Origin of the sequence: Exiguobacterium sp. S3 (genome assembly GCF_018617295.1) — a bacterium.
Taxonomy (GTDB): Bacteria; Bacillota; Bacilli; order Exiguobacteriales; family Exiguobacteriaceae; genus Exiguobacterium; species Exiguobacterium profundum.
In genome coordinates, this window is sequence record NZ_JACSJW010000006.1 from 54,995 (window position 1) to 72,542 (window position 17,548).

Here is a 17,548-nt window from a genome sequence, read left to right on the forward strand (position 1 = left end):
ATGGAACAAACTGACTTACGCGTCATCCGAACGAAGAAGCTGATCAAAGATGCCTTCTTTAGTCTCATTGAAGAACAGGGATTTGAAGCCGTCACCGTCAAGCAATTGACTGAACGGGCCGGTATTAATCGGGGAACCTTTTATAGTCACTATGTGGATAAGTTCGAGTTGATGGAGAAATGTGTCGATGAAATTTTTGAGGAAGCCGAACAGAAGTTGATTCATCAGTTGCCGCACATCTTCGGAGACGAACGGACCGACAACTCGTACCATTACCTCATTCCGTTCATTCGCTTCATCGAAGACAACCAAATCATCATGAAGCCGCTCCTCGGACCGAACGGAGATCCGACGTTCCAGGCAAAGCTTCGAAAATTTATGCAAGCCGCCTTGTTTCAGCGCTCGACTGTAACCTTGTTTAATCCGGATAAGATGCTGGTCCCGCCTCCATATCTCGTCGCCTATCTGTCTTCGGCTCACATGGGCGTCATCTACGAGTGGTTAAACAATCCGTCTTCGGAAGAGACAGCGGAAGACATCGCCCGGATTATCTATACGATCACTTATGAAGGACCGCTCGTCGCTGGTGGTGTGAAGTCAAACGAATAAAGCCTCCCGCATATATTGCGAGAGGCTATTTTTACGAAACTCGAACGTGCACGTGTAAGTTCCCATTTTCTTCAGTTGTCGTCTGGTAAGCATTTTGCACCGCCTCTAAATCATGCCAGGCGATGCGGTATGACTTTTCTCGCATCCCTTCAAACTCGAAGGCGAGATGTTGTAAATCCGACATACCTAGGATGCGGTCAAACGGTCCACCCTCGCCAGTCCATTCCAATTGATTCGCCGAATCCTTCAATACGAGGTCGAGTCCATGCATCACTTTTTCTTTGATCAATTGTCCATCCGCCGCAACACGCATCCCGTCTTGAATATCATGCATTCGACACGATTCAATCTCATCAAACGGGATCGTGATTTCATCGCCGTTCGCAAAGTGAAGCGTGATTGTTTTTACGATCATCTTAGATTCCTACTTTCGTTCAGTCTCTGTTCCCTTACTATACATAACTTTTGTCGGTTCAGGGATGACATCTTTGTGGATGTGGCAAATCCGTAAAAGCATGTTCGTTTCATTTGGAAACGGGAATAGAAGAGGTAGCACTCATTCTGTTTTTTGAAAATAACACTTCGGAAAGGCGGCGAATATATGCCATCAGTGGAAAAGTCGGTCATCGTCATCGGCGGAGGGCTCGGCGGCTTGTCAGCGGCCATCTCACTCGCTCAAAAAGGTTACGACGTCTCACTCTACGAAAAGAACGATCACATCGGCGGGAAAGTGAATCGTCTCGAACAAGACGGATTCGGCTTCGACCTCGGGCCCTCGATTTTAACGATGCCTCACATCTTCGACAAACTGTTCCGTGGAAGTGGGAAACGGATGGAAGACTATGTATCCATCAAGCGGCTTGAGCTCGAATGGCGCTCGTTCTTCCCGGACGATACCGTCCTCGACCTTTACCATGACCTCGAACAGATGCAGCGGGCAAACCCTTCCCTCTCTCGAAAAGACATGCAGGAATATCGTGAACTGTTGAATTACGCAGCGCGCATCTATAAGACGACCGAGAAGGGATACTTGGCCGAAGGGTTTGAATCCCCATTAGAAGCCGTCATGAAAACGGGCATCTTCCCGACCCTATTCGGATTCGATTTGACGTCGACGATGTATAGCGCCATCAAGAAGCGCATCAGCAATCCACATCTTCGTGATATGCTGTCGTATTACGTCAAATATGTCGGGTCGTCTCCGTATAACGCACCGGCCGTCCTCAATATGATGATTTACATGCAATATGCCCAAGGCTGTTGGTATGTCGAAGGCGGCACCCATAAGCTCGCGGAAGGCTTGACGAAGCTCGCCGAAGAGATCGGTGTGAAGCTACATACCGGAGAAGGCGTGGTTCGTGCACATACGGTGAATGAGAAAGTGACCGCCATCGAGCTCGAAGACGGACGTCTCCGTTCCGCTGATTATTTCGTCTCGAACATGGAAGTCATCCCGTTCTATCAGAAGATGGTCGACGCCGACAAACAGTACGTCGACAAACTCGTCGATAAATATGAACCGGCGAGCTCCGGATTCGTCCTCCATCTCGGGGTGAAGAAAGCCTATCCTCAACTCGCGCACCATAACTTCTTCTTCTCCGAAAATTTGCATGAACAGATGGATAAAATTTTTGAGAAACATGAACTTCCGGACGACCCGACGATTTACCTCGTCAACGTCAACAAGACCGACCCGACCCAAGCGCCACCAGGACATGAGAACATCAAAATCTTGCCACACATTCCGTATATTCAGAATGTGCCGTTCACGGAAGAAGAGTACGCCGCTTTTGAAGAACGTGTACTCGACAAATTGGAACGAATGGGTCTCGATGGTTTGCGTGAACATACGGTGACGCGTGACGTATGGACGCCTCATGATATCGAGCGGACGTACGGATCGGACCGAGGTGCCATTTATGGAACGGTCGCCGACAAGAATCGGAACGGTGGCTTCAAGCATAAGAAGCAGAGCGAACTCTATCATAACCTCTACTTTGTCGGGGGAACCGTCAATCCGGGCGGTGGCATGCCGATGGTGACGTTGAGCGGTCAGCAAGTGAGCGACAAGATTGCGAAACGTGACAAAGTGAAATGATTTTCTTTCATCCCTCATTCGATATGAGGGATTATTTTTTGAAACTTTTTCCAAATAAATCCCGTATATTGTGATACGATACAAACAATCAAATAGACAAGCGGAGGAACAGGATGCATCAAATCACAAGTTATTTCTTTATGTATGCCAAAGTTGTCGTCACGGATAAGATTCCATTCATTTGGACATTCGTAATCCCACTCATAATCGCCTTGACGCAGTCATCTTCAGATATTCGCCAAGCAACGACAGCGGAATACTACCCAGGGCTCTCTTATTTCTGGGTGTATATTATTCTTGCTACATATGTGAACGGTGTCGGCATCGAACTCGCTCGTATGCGTGAATACGGACTGATGAAAACGTACGTGATGATCTCCGGCAACAAACTGACATATGTCATCGCCGTCATCTTGGCGCAACTCTTATTCGCCTCCATCAGCTTAACTTTATTCACAACGGTCGTCACGCTCGTACACGGGTTCTTTTCGTTCAAGTTGATTGCAACGTCTCTACTCGTATTGATTGGCAGTATCCCGTTCGCGGTTGCCAGTGTCGCCATCACGACACTTCCAGTGAAAGTATCGAGTCTCGGGACGTTCGCGAACATACTGATGTTCCCACTCTTTTTACTGGCGATCAAGTCACCTGATCAATGGTTCAGCTTCCTCAACCCGTTCTACGCGCTTCACGAATTCGCGCTCGGGTTGCTGCATCTGACGACTCAAGTCGAGCTCTCGTTCAGAGTATGGGCGACAGGCCTCTCTGTACTTGGGTATTTCATCATCGGCGCGATTGCGTTGAAACGCTTCAGTCTCGTCTCACTCATCACACGCTAGGAGGTTCTTATGCACGTAAACCAACTCACTTATCGCTATCCGAAAGCGGCACGTCCTGTTCTCGATGATGTCTTGTTCACCCTGCAACCGAATAAACTGAACGTTTTGATTGGACAAAATGGTGCTGGGAAGACGACCCTGTTTGATTGTATGACCGGGGCACTTCCGGTCGACAAGACATCACTCGAACTCGTTCCGACGACGGACATGCTCTATTTGACGCAACTCATGTACAACCATCATGAGTTGACGGGGAAAGACTTCGCCTATTTCATCGGACGTCTGTCGCAACGTCCCGACTTCAAGAAACTCGAGTCTTATGTGAACAACCTTTCGACGTCTCGCGAACAAGAACTGTTCGAACATCTATGGACGATGAAGCTCGGGAAGATGTCGGTCGGGGAGAAGAAATGGCTCTTCGTGACGCTCTTATCTTCAATCAAACGTTCTCTCTATTTATTTGATGAGCCGACGAGCGGGGTCGACCCGGCGTCCCGCATTCAAATCATGCGCCGCCTGCAACGACTCGTCGATGAGGGCAAGACATGTCTCATCTCCACACATCAGTTACATGACTTGGTTCAACTTGATGCCCATGTCATCTTCCTGCATGGTGGACGCGTTTTGTATGAAGGGGACTTCCAAGACTGGCTCGACGAGTCTGGAACGACCGACCCGGACGAAGCGTTCGTTCGGATGGTTGACACGCCGCTTGACGATGTAGCGGTGACACGATGAATGAATCGTTTTGGGAACGATACCGGTTCACATTCTATACAATCGGCATGGTCGTCTGCGGCTTTCTCATTTCCATGTTCTCATAATAAAACTCAGCCCTGACGTGTGTCAGGTCTGAGTTTTATTGTTCACGATGTGCGCGTCGTAATTCCCGATTCTTCACGTGCTCCGGGTCCGCTTCACGTAGTTTCCGGTCCATCGACACGTACAAGATGAGGAGCGGAATGATGCCAATCAATGCGACACCGATTAGTTCCTGCATCGAATCCAATACGAACCACGTGAGGAAAGTAAATACACCAAGTGATCCAAACATGGCGACGATGATTTGAAATTCTCGACGAACGAGACGTTGGTATTCCTCGTCTTCGTTAAATGTACGTAACATCTTCATCCGTCGCCACGCTTGATAGAGCATCGGCAGTTGGGTCACGAGGAAAGAGAAGGCAACCGTCGTCACCGTGATACCTCTTATGACCGAAACAACGAGAAGGAGAAACAGACCGATGGTGCCAAATAGTGTGCTGATTCCTCGTGCGTCGAGATCCTGTTCGACCATTTTGAGGAGACGCTCTTGTTTATTCATCGCGCTTCACTTTTTCGTTTTTTCCGTTGCAGCTGGACATGACCGAGTTCGACACCCGTCACGTGTAACGGGTCGATTTCTTTTAGCTTGCGATCGAAGCGAACACTTAAAATCAACAAGCCTATGATTCCGATAAAAGCTGCGATGATGAACGTAAGTAATGTAATCCATTCAAGCTCTACACTGGCAATCAGTATGAGAAGCAGGAGCGGCTGAGCAAATTTAGATGCAAACTCGGACCGCACGAGTTGTTGGTAACGTGTGTTCTCATTAAATGAAAGGAGTAACTTTTTGCGATGCCAAGCGTGATACAGGAGAGGAACTTGTCCAACGATAATCATCGGTAACAATAAGAGGATGTCTGTCTTCCAAAAATATAAAAAGAAGAGCAACATGACGCCAATTAAAGGAATCACCATTTGTCTCTTTCGTTTTTCATCATCTTTCAACATCTGTTCTAGTCTGACTTCATGGTCTACCATCGAATCCCCCTCATGTGTTTTCGTTAATCATATTTACGAATCGTTCCAAGATTAAGCTTCAATCCGGCTCAATCCCATTCTCTAAGATGAATGTCGTCTCTTCATAGCACTGCTTACTGTATGCATCATCACGTTTCAATAACGAACTGAAAAATGCCTCAATCAACTCTTTCTGGCGCAAACGACGTGAAATGATGGTGCTTTGAATCGTAGAAATTGCGGTCTCGCGCAATGTATCGTCATCCATCCATGTGAGAAGCTCCACGACCAACTCTTTAACATCGAGAACGTCTAGTGAATTTAACCAAATGTTCGCACCAAATGTTTTTTCACTCGTCACTTCACTGTATAGTAGATTTTGTGCATAATCTAACAGCGTGTCCCCTTCACTTATTCCCACGAATGAATCGATCTCGATAACGTTTAGCGCTTCATTGAATTGATCAAACGAATCGAATAGCACATCGATTTTTTCAGCCGTCGTATCTAACAAAGCAATCTTAGGAGTCACCCCATCGCGATAATCGAACATGAGGAAATAGTGTCCATCGCCCGTGAATGCAATCAGACGTTCATCCTCAACGCCCCACTCTTTCAAAAGGTTTTTTGATTCAACTAGTCCTTCTTGTAAATTCATGCCCATAATGGAATCAATCACAATCGAATCGTCTAGCCCGTTTAGGATCACGGATAATTCACGTTGCTCGATGAATCCTCCATTTTGTGTTCGAATCAATTCGATATAACTTTCCGGTAACTTCACGCCGAGACGTGACTCGACATCTCTCAGGATTTCTTCTGTCAGATCCGGCAATGTATTCGTATGGTCAATTTCATCTCTCCAGACAATCACTCAACCCTACACTCCTTTTTATTTCCGGTTCACGAGTCCCAACAAACTCTCGACCACGTGCTCGTCATCAATCTTTAAAATCTTCCAGTCGACCCATGACTCGATAATGAGGCAACCCGCAATCAGCATCGCACAGCCAAGGCTTAACGTATCAAGCGATATATACTTCAGTGCATAGAGCGCCATCGTCGATATGACACCAATCAAGAGGATAAACTGAATCATACCTTTTAAATAGATGAAACGCTGGTACGTGGATGAGTCATTGAACTGTAAAAACAACTGGATTTTATGCCATGTTGCCACCAGAAGCGGCATGAGCATCGCCGCACAAAAGATGAACAGGGACAGGCTCATTCTTGAATCATTGAACATTAACCAAAGCGCTGTCACTACCCCTATGATGATCACTAGTAGCGGACCTTTTTTAGTCCATGCTTTGTCGTACAAGTATTCCATTCGTTCTTCACGTAACACCTTATACACCTCCAACAGTAAAAAACATCCAATTTACCGATATCTATATCTTAACAATCTATAAGCAAACTTTCGAGGTTTTCCCATTAAAAAGGAAAAAGCATCTGACGATTGTCAGATGCTGATTAATTTGAATGCCGGCGAAGGAGTCGGAATAAAAAGATTCCAATCATCGTCAACAACCCTAAGTTTAGAATTGTCCATCCCATGTCCATCACTTGTTGCATATCATTACCCCCTTCTATCCTGTTCTTCTAAATTATACATATCTTTTCAAAAAAAGATTCGGTCAAATTGTTCTTTTTATCCTTTTTTTCCTAATGAGTCAAAAGTTTTGGTTACATCTGGTCAATCAACGGAATAGAAGTCAACGGTGATGGACCCGATCTGTCATACTCAACTGAATCGACAGCAGCATGGACAAACTTGTTCAAAACGTGGAACTTCTTTTTAACATTTAACTCGCTCGATTCATCGACGCGCGAGTTGGTTTACCCTTTCCACTCAATTGAAATACGAGCACCCCACCAACGATTAACACAATCCCGACGACTGTCTTCCATGTGAACGGGACGGCCGTCAATCCGAACCAACCTAACGTATCCCAAAGGAGCGCGAACAAGATTTGAGACACCATGACGATCGATATGGCATAACTCGGTCCGAGGCGCTCGACCCCTTGCGTCACACTCATGACGACCCCGACGCCGAGGATTCCGCTGAACCAGTACCATGTCTCCATCTCCTCTACTCGGAACAAGCCACCACCTTCCTGAAACAGACCGATGAGTAGCGATGCTAAAAATCCAAGACTGAGAACGAGCGTCGTCGTCGCCCATGCCCCGACATGCTTCTTGACGTTGGCGTTAAACGTGTTTTGCACACAGACGAGCATTCCGCCGATGACAGCAAGCATCATCCCAATCGCCATATGCCTCCCTCCTATTCATAAATGCTCTCCCCGACAATCTCCAACAAACCTTCCCGATCGACGAGCGTGATTACCCGCCGATTTCGTTCAATCAATCCTGCCTCAACGAAACGCCGGAGCGTCCGATTCACATGACGATAACTCGTCCCAATCAAATCAGCGATATCCGTCAATTGGTCGACAGTCGAGCCGAGTGTTTGGTCATTCGGCGTCATCGATAACAGATAACTCGCCAAGCGCACTTCGACAGGGTAAAACAAGTTGAAGCTGAGTGATTGAGATTTTCGTTCAAATTTTCTTGTGATCTCTTCTAATAAATAGTGTAACCACGCAACATCGTGGTGGGCATGTCGAACCAAATCCTCGAAGCGAATGACAAGCATCTCGACTGACGTGACCGCCTCGACCGTATTCAAAAACGGGGTACGCTGAATATATTCGATGTCCCCGATCAAATCGAGCGGATATTTGAAGGAGAGGACGAGGCGCTTCCCGGTAGCGGAAGTATGTGAAACGCGAATCTTTCCCTTCACTAAGAAGCGGAGATGCTCTGCTTCATCACCTTGCGTACAGATGACGTCTCCTGGCTCGTGTCGGACGAGCTGCAATTCGTTCTGCGCAGCGACAGGTAAGACAGTCAATTCAAATTGCTTCACATACGAGTCAACCATGCACGTTTCCCCCTACCATTTTAATAAGATGACCCCCGCGATCATCATAAGCACCCCAAACAACTGCATCCCGTTCAAGTTTCGGCGCACCATTCCAAACCAGCCTCGCCAATCGATGACAAGCGCGAGCGTCAGTTGCGCAATGAGAAACAACGAGATTGTCATCGTGACCCCGAGTTTATGGACGGCCGTCATATTACTGAATAAGATAATCGCCGCAAACGCTCCGCCAGATAAATAGAGCGGCTTCACGTGCCGCATCTCGACATACGTGCGGTCCCGGAGCACCAGCATGACGAGGAGCGCAACGACGAATCCAGTGAATTGTGTCAACGTCGCCGCTTGCCACGTCCCAATCTGCGAACTGATTCGGGCGTTAGCGACACTTTGCAACGTGAGAAAGAATCCCCCGCTCATGGCGAACAGCACTCCTCGCATCGTTCTCCCCCCTTAAGATAAACGAATCAATACAATTCCAATGACCATGACAATCAGACTGATGATTTGCACACCAGTGACCGGGTTCTTCTTCGCTCCAAACCAACCGAAACGGTCAATCAGTAAGCTACCGCATAACAGTCCGACAATGACGATGATGACAGCGATTCCTGTCCCGACAATCGGTACGATGAGGACGTTTCCTCCGATGAAGAGCGCCCCAATGATCCCACCGAGCCAAATCCACCACGGTTGACCTTTCAGTTGACCGAGCGGAACGGGTTGGCGTGAGACGAGTAAAATGAGTAAGAGCGCCAATGTTCCGACAACGAAAGAGACCAATGCCCCTTTCAGAGCCGATTCGAGCACTGTTCCCAAATAGCCGTTAATGGCCGTTTGCGTGGCACTCATCATCCCAGTGAAAATCCCAAACAGTCGCCACAGGTTCAGATTCCCCGTGTCCGTTTCCATGGAGACGACCAGCTTGCCCCTTCGGCGATTGAGCCAGTCGGATAAAGCGACCGTTCCGATGACTCCGAACAAGACGAGCACGACTCCGAACAAACGAAGCGCCGTAATTGGATGTTCTACAGAATTGAACCAACCGAAATGGTCAATCAACAACCCCATCAAAATCTGTCCAAAAATCGGCATGATAACCGTCTGGACACTCCCGAGTCTTGGGAACAGCAAAATATTTCCCGTTAAGAACAAGACCCCTAACAGTCCGCCAATCCACATCCAACCCGGACCTTCCTGAATCACCGAGCCGTCAAATCCGAATGACTGTCCGGTCAATAAGAGCAATAAAGACAAAAAGATCGTCCCGACAGTAAACGATAAAAAAGATGCAACGAACGGGGAGCCGACCACCTGACGCAAACGTGAGTTGACACTCGTCTGCATCGGCAATAAAATCCCAATCGTCAATCCAATCAAAATAGCTAACATGAATGTCTTCCTCGATTCTACTGGTTCTGTGTACATTGTCAGCTTACGCCTCTATACAAAAGAAGAAAAGGACCGATGTCCTCAAACAAAAAACGAACCCTTCTCAGGGGTTCGTTTTGGACTCACGGAAGCGTTGATCGCGCGCTTCACGCAATTCTTTCCCTCGTACATGATGCGCATCGAGCGAGTGTAAGTGTCGATTGATGACATACGGTGCCAGAATCGACATCACACCGATTCCGAACAGCCCGGCAATGGCAATGATGGGAGACAACGAGTCGGCATAATAGGCAGCCAACAAGCAGATGGTCAACACGAAGCAGAGCCACTGGATGCCAAAGTCTGTATACACCAGACGTTGATACCGCGCATTCTCGTTAAAGGTCAGGAGCAGTTTTGTCTTCCGCCACTCGAAACAGAGATACGGAAAGAAACTGATGAAGACGAGGAGTGGAGCGTAGAGTTTGGACTGCGTGGCAATCACGAGCGTCATCACAATTGTCGCGATGGCGATGCCCCACCCCCAACGCCAATGACTGTCATCCTGCTCCAGCAATTGTTCAATTCGCTTTTCTTTCGTCAGCATATGTACTCCTTTCATACGAGCGGTAATGCTTTGTCACCTCATCTCGTGTTGGTTGCTCCGGGTCGGCTTGTCGCAATTGTTGCACGGTCTGATCGTGCGTCCATGCTAACATGACGATGCCTAGACCGAAGATGACCCATGCGACAGGTGCAATCTGGAGACGACTGAAGAGAATCGCTGCTGTGACCGCTCCAATCCAGTAGGAATAGAGGCGATATAAGCGTTTTGTCAGTAGGATGCCTCGACCCACCGTGAAAATCTGTAAGACACGTCCTTCTTTGATCGTCAGCCCTATGAGTAGGACAGCCGTGAGGACCGAACCGATTCCCCATATCCACCATGTATCAAAACCGAGCACAAAACTGTTACAAAAAATAAGGGCTCCCGTGAGCCAAAGGTGGAGGGTTTGTCGTGACTGCCGATATCCTCCGATTACTTGAATCCGTTCTATCTTTGTCATGAATCTTTACGACCTTTCCTTGAAATATCATCTAACGTATGTTTCAAACGTTCCCGGTTTGCCCGGGTCCACTCGCCTGATGTGACGTGGTGCTCATCAAGCGCGGACTGTTTTCGATCAATCCAAAGTGGAATCAATATGAGACACGGCCCGCCAATCAGGAGCGTCCAACTCATCCACGGTAAGATATCGATTCCGTTGAAATGCAACCCAATCAAAATCAAAAACCATATCAAACTCATCAACATGACAGTAAAATCAATCCGCAACAATCGATGATAGCGTGTCGATTCATTGAAGGATTGCTGCAGTTTCATCTTGTTCCATTCAAGCCATGTCGTATAGAGAAGTGCGACACCGGGTAAAAGAATGCTATACGGACTCCATGTCGAAAGAAAATAGATGGATACGCCTAGCATGATTACGCTCACGATGATGTTGAGACGAGTATATCGTTTCTCAAACTGTTCAATTCTTTCAAATCGCTCTGCTTTGTCCACGGTATCACCTCAGTCTTTCACGAAGTCGAGTTTGATTTCACGGCGCATCGGCTGTTCTTCGTCATACTGCGGCATCTGCCGGTCGAGCTTTTTCTGTGCGACTTGCAATAAGATGACCCCGCCTAAGAAGACAACGAAAAGCGACCATGCCGGCCAATTAATCAGGACTATGAATGGGAAGAGAATCGCCAACAAGACGAGGAGTCCCATTTCCGATACATATTGCCAATCGATGATGCGCTTGGCTTGTTCCACACTGGTCAACTTTCTAACGAAGCGACGTTCTCGTCCGATGACGTAAAGCATAATCGTAAGTGTGAACGCTAACGGGATGGTGTACATCGGTTCTCCGTTAGACTGAAGCGTGAGAACGACAAGTCCTCCTATTAGTATTGCAAGAATCGAGCGCAACAAAAGCCAACGCTGTTGATAACGATAAATCGTATTGATTCGTTCTTGTTTGTTCATCTCATTCACCCTTTCAGAATCGTCGAATCTCGCGACGTGTCGGTTGCTCCGGATCGAGCCAGCGGATTTGTTGATCGAGCTTCTCTTGAGACCATAAGATATAAAGCAATGCCCCACCGATAAGAACCGCTGGAATCCAAGACCATTCCATGATTCGAATGGCTAGCGGATTGACGAGTCCTAGCAATGCGATAAAGAGGAAGTCCAGATGATACTGCAGTGTCACGACACGTTTCACCTGTGCTTGCTCCGACAATTGACTGATCGCATCTGCTTCATGCGAAAGGAAGTAACGAGTCGCAAGTAACACTCCGCCGATAATGGCGAACCCAACCCAAATATTCCCGTCCGTTCGTATTAAAAAGTAGACCGCGAGAGCAGCTGGAATTGCTAGAAAAAGTCGTTGCAAAAGTCGCTTTCGATTTGATTGTTTAATCATATGTAATCGTTCTTGCTTATTCATCTTGATTCACCTCTTATTCCACTATACGGGATGAGCATGAGAAAAGTTCCGTTATTTTACATTTTCGTACCAAAGTCATGTTTCTTGACGATATGAACTTCTCGCCTTATAGTTTAGTTAACTTAACTATATGTTGAAGAATGAAAGTAAGAGGTTATTAACATGGGTTTATTGAACAATTCCCGATTTATGTTTACCTGGTTATCTGGAATGACGCTCACGCTCGGGTTTTCGATTTTCTTCTTGAGCGTCTCTTGGTTGACGATCGATGTGTTGAAGCAACCAACACTTCTCGGGATTATCTTGACTGCGGTCTCGTTGCCGCGTGTGGTCATGATGGTATTCGGCGGTGTGTTCGCCGACCGATTCCAAAAGAGTCGCTTGTTATGCTTAACAAATATCGGACAAGGCGTGTTGATGTTAATTGTCGTTGCGCTCCATTTCGCTGACGCGTATTCGGTGACAGCCCTCTTGATCATCTCCGTATTGTTTGGTCTTTTAGATGGCATGTCTTACCCGGCACTGTCATCACTTATGCCTTCAATCGTATCAGGTCAACAGTTGCAACGGGCAAACTCCCTTTTCCAAGGGTCGCTCGAGTTGATGTTCGTCATCGGTCCGTTCCTTGCAGGAATCCTACTGACGTGGGGAAGTTTTGGTCTCAGTTTCGGCACGTCGGCTGCATTGATTTTCCTCTCCGCGATTTTGATCATGCCACGGCTGATTCAAGACAACATTCCCGAGATCGCTCCGCTCTCAGCGAAAGATGTACTCCTTGATTTGAAAGAGGGCATTCGTTACGTATCGCAGACACCTGTGTTACGTAGTGGGACGTTCGCCATTGCCATCGTCAACTTGTTCGTCATGGGACCGCTCATCATGAGTATCCCGATTCTCGTTGGCGCGGTCGGAGGGACAGCATTTGATTTGAGTATCATCGAAGGCGGGCTCGCTGTCGGGACATTTGTTGCAAGCTTCCTGATTCTATTGTTACGGTCGGTTCATCGTGGACGCTTCGTCTTCCGCGCCCTATTCCTGACACTCGGCGCCTTCTTCCTCTACACGCAAGTCCAATCGATTCCGCTTCTCGCGGTCGCGGCTTCTATGAGCGGGTTTATGATCATGCTCGTCTACTTGCCGACGGTCACCATCATGCAGGAACAAAGCGACTCTGACAAAATCGGCCGTGTCATGAGCATCATGTCGCTCGCCGCCTCAGGACTTGAACCGATTGCGTTCGCCATCCTATCGGTGCTTGTTGCCTTATCCGTGCCGATTCAAACGCTCTTATTGGCATTTGGTATAATCGGATTAGTGTGTGGTGTCCTCTTATATCTTCGGAGCGAAACGTTCCGGCGGACACCGTAAAGAAAGGATGAATGACACGTTGAATGAAACACGAAAGCAACAAGTCCTCACGATGTATCGCCAAATCGATGAGCTCGACTTGCTGTTCACGAAATATTTCACGGAACTGAACGAGTTCGAGCTGAGCTATCAACAAGAACAGATGTTGCTTCTCTTCAAACGTCAAGAGACGTGGACGACGACAGAGATTGCGACGAAGATGTCCATCTCCAAAAGTGCTGTCAGTCAGGTGCTCAAAGTGCTCGAGCAACGCGATTTCGTCATGCGGGAAAAGAATCCCGAGAACCTTCGGGAAAGTTTCATCCGGCTCGGTCCGAACGGCCTTGCGTACTCGAAACAAATCGATGCGATTGAAGAGCGCCTCGCTGAAGAGATGTTCTCCGTCCTTGAGGATGACGAGATGAAGATGATCAACCGTTCGCTCGCGTTGATGATTCAGAAATTCAAATAAAAAAGACAAATCGCCGCTAGTCGGACGATTTGTCTTTTTCGTTATACCAACCCTTGTACGATTCGATTCGCCGACCGCAATGCCCCTTCGATATGTCCCCCGAACTGCGCATCCGTCTCCGAACCAATCAAATGGAGACGGTCTCCGAGCTCAATCGGACCGTAAGCCGGGAATGCCGTGAGCGGCAGGAAGTCGTCAGATGTCGCTGTCTCTGATTCTGTCGACCAGTCCATATAATGAAATCGCAAGAAGTCATTCGCTTTCGGACCATAAAGCTTCTCCAGTTGTTCGATGACGCGCGTCTTTACTTGTCCTTCTCCTAACGCTTCCCGTTCTCCCGGTGACAGACGGAAAAGTCCGAACAGCGCACCTGGTCCATCTATCAGAGAAGCGTCATGAATCTCTTGAAGTGGACCGACCCAGCTCATCCCAAAGCCAGACAGACCTTCTTCTCGCCAGAACGGTGTCTCGTATACGATGAGCGCTTTCGCCTGAGAAGCCATCCATGTGGGAGTCGTTTTGAGCGCTTTTCGCGTTTGCGCTGACAATGCCGGTTCAATTGCCACTTCCGCAACGAGACGGGGTGGAATCGCAAGGATCACGTCATCCGTGTGATGCACCGAACCATTTTGAAACGTCAGTTGGACTCGGTCCGACTGTCGCTCGATCAAGGTCAGGCGATGCCCAAGCCGAACGATGTCATCGGGCAACTTCGCATGCAGAGCTTCCACCAGACTCGTCATCCCACCGACTAAACGCTTGGATAAGACGATGCTTTCTTCCGGTAACACATGTCGTTCCGGTGCGGTCGTCGTTTGACGTTCGAGCACCATGTGTCCTGTCGTATGTTGAACAAATGACTCGAGTCCGAGTGTATCCACGAGTTTAGAGATGGTCTTCTCCGTATCCGGCCAATACCATGTCGGTCCGAGGTCATAACCGTCCTTCGTCAAGATACGACCACCAATACGATCACGAGCCTCAAAGATGGTGACGTCATATCCCTTTTGATGAAGTTGGATTGCAGCATAAAGCCCGCTGACACCAGCTCCAATGATGGCGATTGATTTCATTGTAAATTCTCCTTTGTCGTCCGTCTCTCCTCGATTATACTGAGTTAGATGGTTTTACATATGCAAGAAAGGACGACATCAATTGAAAAATATGTTCTATTATCTATTCTTCCCTTATATCGTATTGATGCGCATTTTGTACCGTTTTATTCAAACTAAGGGTCGGATGACTGTGGCGATGTGTCTCGTTTCATATCCCATATGGTCTCTATTTTTATTCGACCTCATTCAATGTTCGACCGCAATCGAATTTGTCATCATTATGTACGTATCAAGCGCTTTATATGTCCCTTATTTCTTCTTTGACACAGACGTGAAGCGAAGACGACCGAACGGATATATCCCAATCGAGGAGCGACATCATTAAATCCAATCGATTTCATTCAAATAGTCTAGAAGCTGTTGATTTGTGATTTCATCTTGTCTCAACAGTGCTTCTCCTTGCTCTACTCGCTGATCTTCCGGGAAATAGAGTTGTAGAATCGCCAAGCTCGCTTCTACAGTCGTCGCAAAACTCTCATCTTTTACGTTGATTGTTAAATACCAACCTCGGATGACGCGCTTCACGATGGAGCGCTTCTCCAGATGTGACATCTGTCCACGAAGCAATTTCGACTTGGCCGCTTCAATCGAAGAAACCAAGTCCTGGTTCAACGCCTCACTCACACGATCATCCGGCTTCATGCGTGGGAATCGAGTCGAGACATCTTCCCCGTCCACACACGTACAGAGATGTCGTAACCAAAAGCCCCATTCAAAACGGTTCGCCGGATTCAGTGCCACATCCAGACGCCCGATATCATAATCGATTTTGATGACTTCCGAATGCTCCATTAGCAATCGCTCCGTCCGTTCCACCAATTCCATCGCATCTACATCTTCGTGAACGAGTACGGTTAAGTCTAAATCCGATTGCCCGGCAACGGCCGTCCCGCGCCCGATACTTCCATAAAGGTATATGCTGTGTAGCTGTTCATCGAATGCTTCTTTCACCAATTCGATTGCTTTAAAAAGGACAGTTTCAAACTCAGGCTGTATATGATGGATGGACGTCTGGTTGATGACATAACCCGCATCGTCCGTACCAAGTCGGGTCGGCCGTTTCATAGATACGTACCGACTCGTTGAAATGTAGTAAACGTCATGATGTATCGAACTCCTTTTTTAGTTTATGCATGTCGGATTTGAAATGCCACGGTTCCCCCTTTCAAACAGGTTATATTTGGAAGTATAATGAAGACGCAGAAAAGGAGGTATGTGTATATGAACTTCATCATGGTCTTTTTATTCGGACTCATTTTCACGATTTTTCCAATCGCTGTACTAATCATCGGTATTTTGTGGATTCGCAATGTCGTGGCACGTTCTGAGAAACGAGCAGACGAGCAACTCTTCATGGAACGTGAACGTTCGAAGCAGATACAAGTATTAATCGAACGTCTCGACCACATCGAACAACAATTAGATTCGAACACAAAACGCAGCTGACTTCGGTTAGCTGCGTTTCGTCTGATATCGAGCGAGATTTGCGTACGTCACATGTTCAGGGTCGATTTGCTTCATCCGCTGATCAACGTGTCTAGACATCAGGGCCGTGACGAACATGACCAGGAGTGGAACAGTCGATAAGCTAAATGATTCGGTTAGGATGATCGTAGTTGCAATTCCGATCAATATGCAGACGACAACCAGCGCAAGAATGAACTCCGACCAAACTATACGTTGATATTCCATCGCTTCATTGAAACGAAGCAACATTCGGGTACGTCTCCACATATGAACCATCAAAAGAGGTGGAATGAGCAAAAGGATTCCCAAGAGAACTTGAATGAGAAAGAACTCTCCAAACCACCACATCATCCATCCCCCTAACAAAAGAATGAGCGATAACATGACATTAATACGGTTCGTAAGTAGGCGAGCCTTAGTTATTTCTCGTAAACGCTCATCGTGCGACATCGTGTCCCCCTCCTTTTCATTTGATTAAAAATCAATTTGTACTGAAAAAATTTCATCTATTCTCTTTTACTAGCTCGCAATCACTCTCACTGTTAAAAGTCACTCCATCGCTTTCATAAAACGGGTCTGAATGATACTGGTGAAGATAGATTTATCAAAGATGAGGGACGACCGTATTCCATCGATTCGTCGATGAACGTCTCTAATGTGCGCACGTTTTCCGTTACCACTTTGACGAGGTAACTGTACTGCCCGGCTAAGCGATGACATTCGATCACGGACGGCTGTTGACGACAAAATTCACGGAACGCCTCACAACGATGGGTGTCATAAAGAATAAAGGCGGTCACGTGTTTGTCCATCTTTTCAGGATTGATGACAGCCCGATAGCCTGTGATGACTCCACGTTCTTCGAGTCGCTTCACCCGTTCTGTCGCAGCAGGCGTAGACAATCCAATTTGTCGTCCTAATTCGGTCATCGAGATCCGGGCTTGTTGTTGCATCAATTCAAGAATATGGCGATCTATTTCATCCATTTGGCATTCAC

General features: G+C 47.4%; 25 protein-coding genes and 1 pseudogene. 8 read left to right on the top strand and 18 right to left on the bottom strand.

The features are described 5' to 3' along the window. Complete coding sequence (locus KNO65_RS13910; protein WP_214784913.1) at positions 1-609, top strand: TetR/AcrR family transcriptional regulator; 609 nt, start codon at positions 1-3, stop codon at positions 607-609. A 31-nt stretch (positions 610-640) separates the two neighbouring features. Here KNO65_RS13910 and KNO65_RS13915 read toward each other — a convergent pair whose 3' ends face one another. Next, positions 641-1,024 (bottom strand): hypothetical protein, encoded by a 384-nt coding sequence (locus tag KNO65_RS13915; RefSeq protein ID WP_078146213.1) that lies wholly within the window; start codon positions 1,022-1,024, stop codon positions 641-643. A 186-nt stretch (positions 1,025-1,210) separates the two neighbouring features. Between KNO65_RS13915 and KNO65_RS13920 the strand changes: the two genes are divergently transcribed. The 3 genes from KNO65_RS13920 (at position 1,211) to KNO65_RS13930 (ending at position 4,284) form a co-directional block, all read left to right on the top strand. Beyond that, positions 1,211-2,707 (top strand): phytoene desaturase family protein, encoded by a 1,497-nt coding sequence (locus KNO65_RS13920; protein ID WP_214758653.1) that lies wholly within the window; start codon positions 1,211-1,213, stop codon positions 2,705-2,707. 113 nt (positions 2,708-2,820) lie between these two features. Further along, a complete protein-coding gene (locus KNO65_RS13925; RefSeq protein ID WP_214784915.1) occupies positions 2,821-3,546 on the top strand; it encodes a hypothetical protein in 726 nt (241 codons plus the stop codon). A gap of 9 nt (positions 3,547-3,555) precedes the next feature. Beyond that, complete coding sequence (locus tag KNO65_RS13930) at positions 3,556-4,284, top strand: AAA family ATPase (protein ID WP_214784918.1); 729 nt, start codon at positions 3,556-3,558, stop codon at positions 4,282-4,284. Between the two features lie 121 nt (positions 4,285-4,405). Here KNO65_RS13930 and KNO65_RS13935 read toward each other — a convergent pair whose 3' ends face one another. From KNO65_RS13935 to KNO65_RS13995, 13 genes are all read right to left on the bottom strand, one after another. Further along, positions 4,406-4,870: a hypothetical protein gene (locus tag KNO65_RS13935; protein WP_214784920.1), complete on the bottom strand. Its 465-nt coding sequence runs from the start codon at positions 4,868-4,870 to the stop codon at positions 4,406-4,408. Beyond that, positions 4,867-5,352: a hypothetical protein gene (locus KNO65_RS13940; RefSeq protein WP_214784922.1), complete on the bottom strand. Its 486-nt coding sequence runs from the start codon at positions 5,350-5,352 to the stop codon at positions 4,867-4,869. The genes KNO65_RS13935 and KNO65_RS13940 overlap by 4 nt, the downstream gene beginning before the upstream one ends. 58 nt (positions 5,353-5,410) lie before the next feature. After that, positions 5,411-6,205 carry an SMI1/KNR4 family protein gene (locus KNO65_RS13945; RefSeq protein WP_214784924.1) on the bottom strand — a complete coding sequence of 265 codons (795 nt, stop codon included), beginning with the start codon at positions 6,203-6,205 and terminating at the stop codon, positions 5,411-5,413. Positions 6,206-6,223: 18 nt separating this feature from the next. Continuing rightward, positions 6,224-6,682, bottom strand: a complete 459-nt coding sequence (locus tag KNO65_RS13950) for a hypothetical protein (RefSeq protein ID WP_214784926.1) — start codon at positions 6,680-6,682, stop codon at positions 6,224-6,226. Between the two features lie 457 nt (positions 6,683-7,139). Continuing rightward, on the bottom strand, positions 7,140-7,613 hold the full coding sequence (locus tag KNO65_RS13955; protein WP_214758647.1) for a DMT family transporter: 474 nt from the start codon (positions 7,611-7,613) through the stop codon (positions 7,140-7,142). Between the two features lie 11 nt (positions 7,614-7,624). Then, positions 7,625-8,284, bottom strand: a complete 660-nt coding sequence (locus tag KNO65_RS13960) for a Crp/Fnr family transcriptional regulator (RefSeq protein WP_214758645.1) — start codon at positions 8,282-8,284, stop codon at positions 7,625-7,627. 12 nt (positions 8,285-8,296) lie between these two features. Then, positions 8,297-8,722 (bottom strand): DMT family transporter, encoded by a 426-nt coding sequence (locus tag KNO65_RS13965; RefSeq protein WP_214758643.1) that lies wholly within the window; start codon positions 8,720-8,722, stop codon positions 8,297-8,299. 12 nt (positions 8,723-8,734) lie between these two features. After that, positions 8,735-9,673: a DMT family transporter gene (locus KNO65_RS13970; protein WP_251028370.1), complete on the bottom strand. Its 939-nt coding sequence runs from the start codon at positions 9,671-9,673 to the stop codon at positions 8,735-8,737. Positions 9,674-9,776: 103 nt separating this feature from the next. Further along, positions 9,777-10,259, bottom strand: a complete 483-nt coding sequence (locus KNO65_RS13975; RefSeq protein ID WP_214784928.1) for a hypothetical protein — start codon at positions 10,257-10,259, stop codon at positions 9,777-9,779. Continuing rightward, complete coding sequence (locus tag KNO65_RS13980; protein WP_214784930.1) at positions 10,234-10,719, bottom strand: hypothetical protein; 486 nt, start codon at positions 10,717-10,719, stop codon at positions 10,234-10,236. Before KNO65_RS13980 ends, KNO65_RS13975 begins: the two co-directional genes overlap by 26 nt. Further along, positions 10,716-11,219, bottom strand: coding sequence for a hypothetical protein (locus KNO65_RS13985; protein WP_214758635.1), 504 nt, complete (start codon positions 11,217-11,219; stop codon positions 10,716-10,718). The genes KNO65_RS13980 and KNO65_RS13985 overlap by 4 nt, the downstream gene beginning before the upstream one ends. A gap of 9 nt (positions 11,220-11,228) precedes the next feature. Then, complete coding sequence (locus KNO65_RS13990; protein ID WP_214758634.1) at positions 11,229-11,687, bottom strand: hypothetical protein; 459 nt, start codon at positions 11,685-11,687, stop codon at positions 11,229-11,231. 13 nt (positions 11,688-11,700) lie between these two features. After that, a complete protein-coding gene (locus KNO65_RS13995; RefSeq protein WP_214758633.1) occupies positions 11,701-12,150 on the bottom strand; it encodes a hypothetical protein in 450 nt (149 codons plus the stop codon). Between the two features lie 162 nt (positions 12,151-12,312). On the opposite strand from KNO65_RS13995, the gene KNO65_RS14000 reads away from it, so the two are divergent. Both KNO65_RS14000 and KNO65_RS14005 read left to right on the top strand, forming a co-directional pair. Next, positions 12,313-13,518, top strand: a complete 1,206-nt coding sequence (locus KNO65_RS14000; RefSeq protein ID WP_214784932.1) for an MFS transporter — start codon at positions 12,313-12,315, stop codon at positions 13,516-13,518. Positions 13,519-13,537: 19 nt separating this feature from the next. Continuing rightward, positions 13,538-13,969 (top strand): MarR family winged helix-turn-helix transcriptional regulator, encoded by a 432-nt coding sequence (locus tag KNO65_RS14005; RefSeq protein WP_074034775.1) that lies wholly within the window; start codon positions 13,538-13,540, stop codon positions 13,967-13,969. A gap of 41 nt (positions 13,970-14,010) precedes the next feature. Here the strand turns inward: KNO65_RS14005 and KNO65_RS14010 are convergent. Beyond that, positions 14,011-15,051, bottom strand: a pseudogene (locus KNO65_RS14010) (flavin monoamine oxidase family protein); the annotation flags it as partial. 73 nt (positions 15,052-15,124) lie between these two features. Here KNO65_RS14010 and KNO65_RS14015 point away from each other — a divergent pair. Further along, on the top strand, positions 15,125-15,409 hold the full coding sequence (locus KNO65_RS14015) for a hypothetical protein (RefSeq protein ID WP_159563421.1): 285 nt from the start codon (positions 15,125-15,127) through the stop codon (positions 15,407-15,409). Here KNO65_RS14015 and KNO65_RS14020 read toward each other — a convergent pair. After that, positions 15,406-16,149: a nucleotidyltransferase domain-containing protein gene (locus KNO65_RS14020; protein WP_214784936.1), complete on the bottom strand. Its 744-nt coding sequence runs from the start codon at positions 16,147-16,149 to the stop codon at positions 15,406-15,408. The genes KNO65_RS14015 and KNO65_RS14020 overlap by 4 nt on opposite strands. Before the next feature lie 156 nt (positions 16,150-16,305). On the opposite strand from KNO65_RS14020, the gene KNO65_RS14025 reads away from it, so the two are divergent. Beyond that, entirely contained in the window at positions 16,306-16,530 is a 225-nt protein-coding gene (locus KNO65_RS14025; RefSeq protein WP_078146194.1) for a hypothetical protein, read from the top strand. A 6-nt stretch (positions 16,531-16,536) separates the two neighbouring features. Here the strand turns inward: KNO65_RS14025 and KNO65_RS14030 are convergent, their stop codons facing one another. After that, entirely contained in the window at positions 16,537-16,899 is a 363-nt protein-coding gene (locus KNO65_RS14030; RefSeq protein ID WP_214691554.1) for a hypothetical protein, read from the bottom strand. Positions 16,900-17,114: 215 nt separating this feature from the next. Continuing rightward, positions 17,115-17,537: an Lrp/AsnC family transcriptional regulator gene (locus KNO65_RS14035; RefSeq protein ID WP_074034785.1), complete on the bottom strand. Its 423-nt coding sequence runs from the start codon at positions 17,535-17,537 to the stop codon at positions 17,115-17,117. Positions 17,538-17,548: the final 11 nt, after the last annotated feature.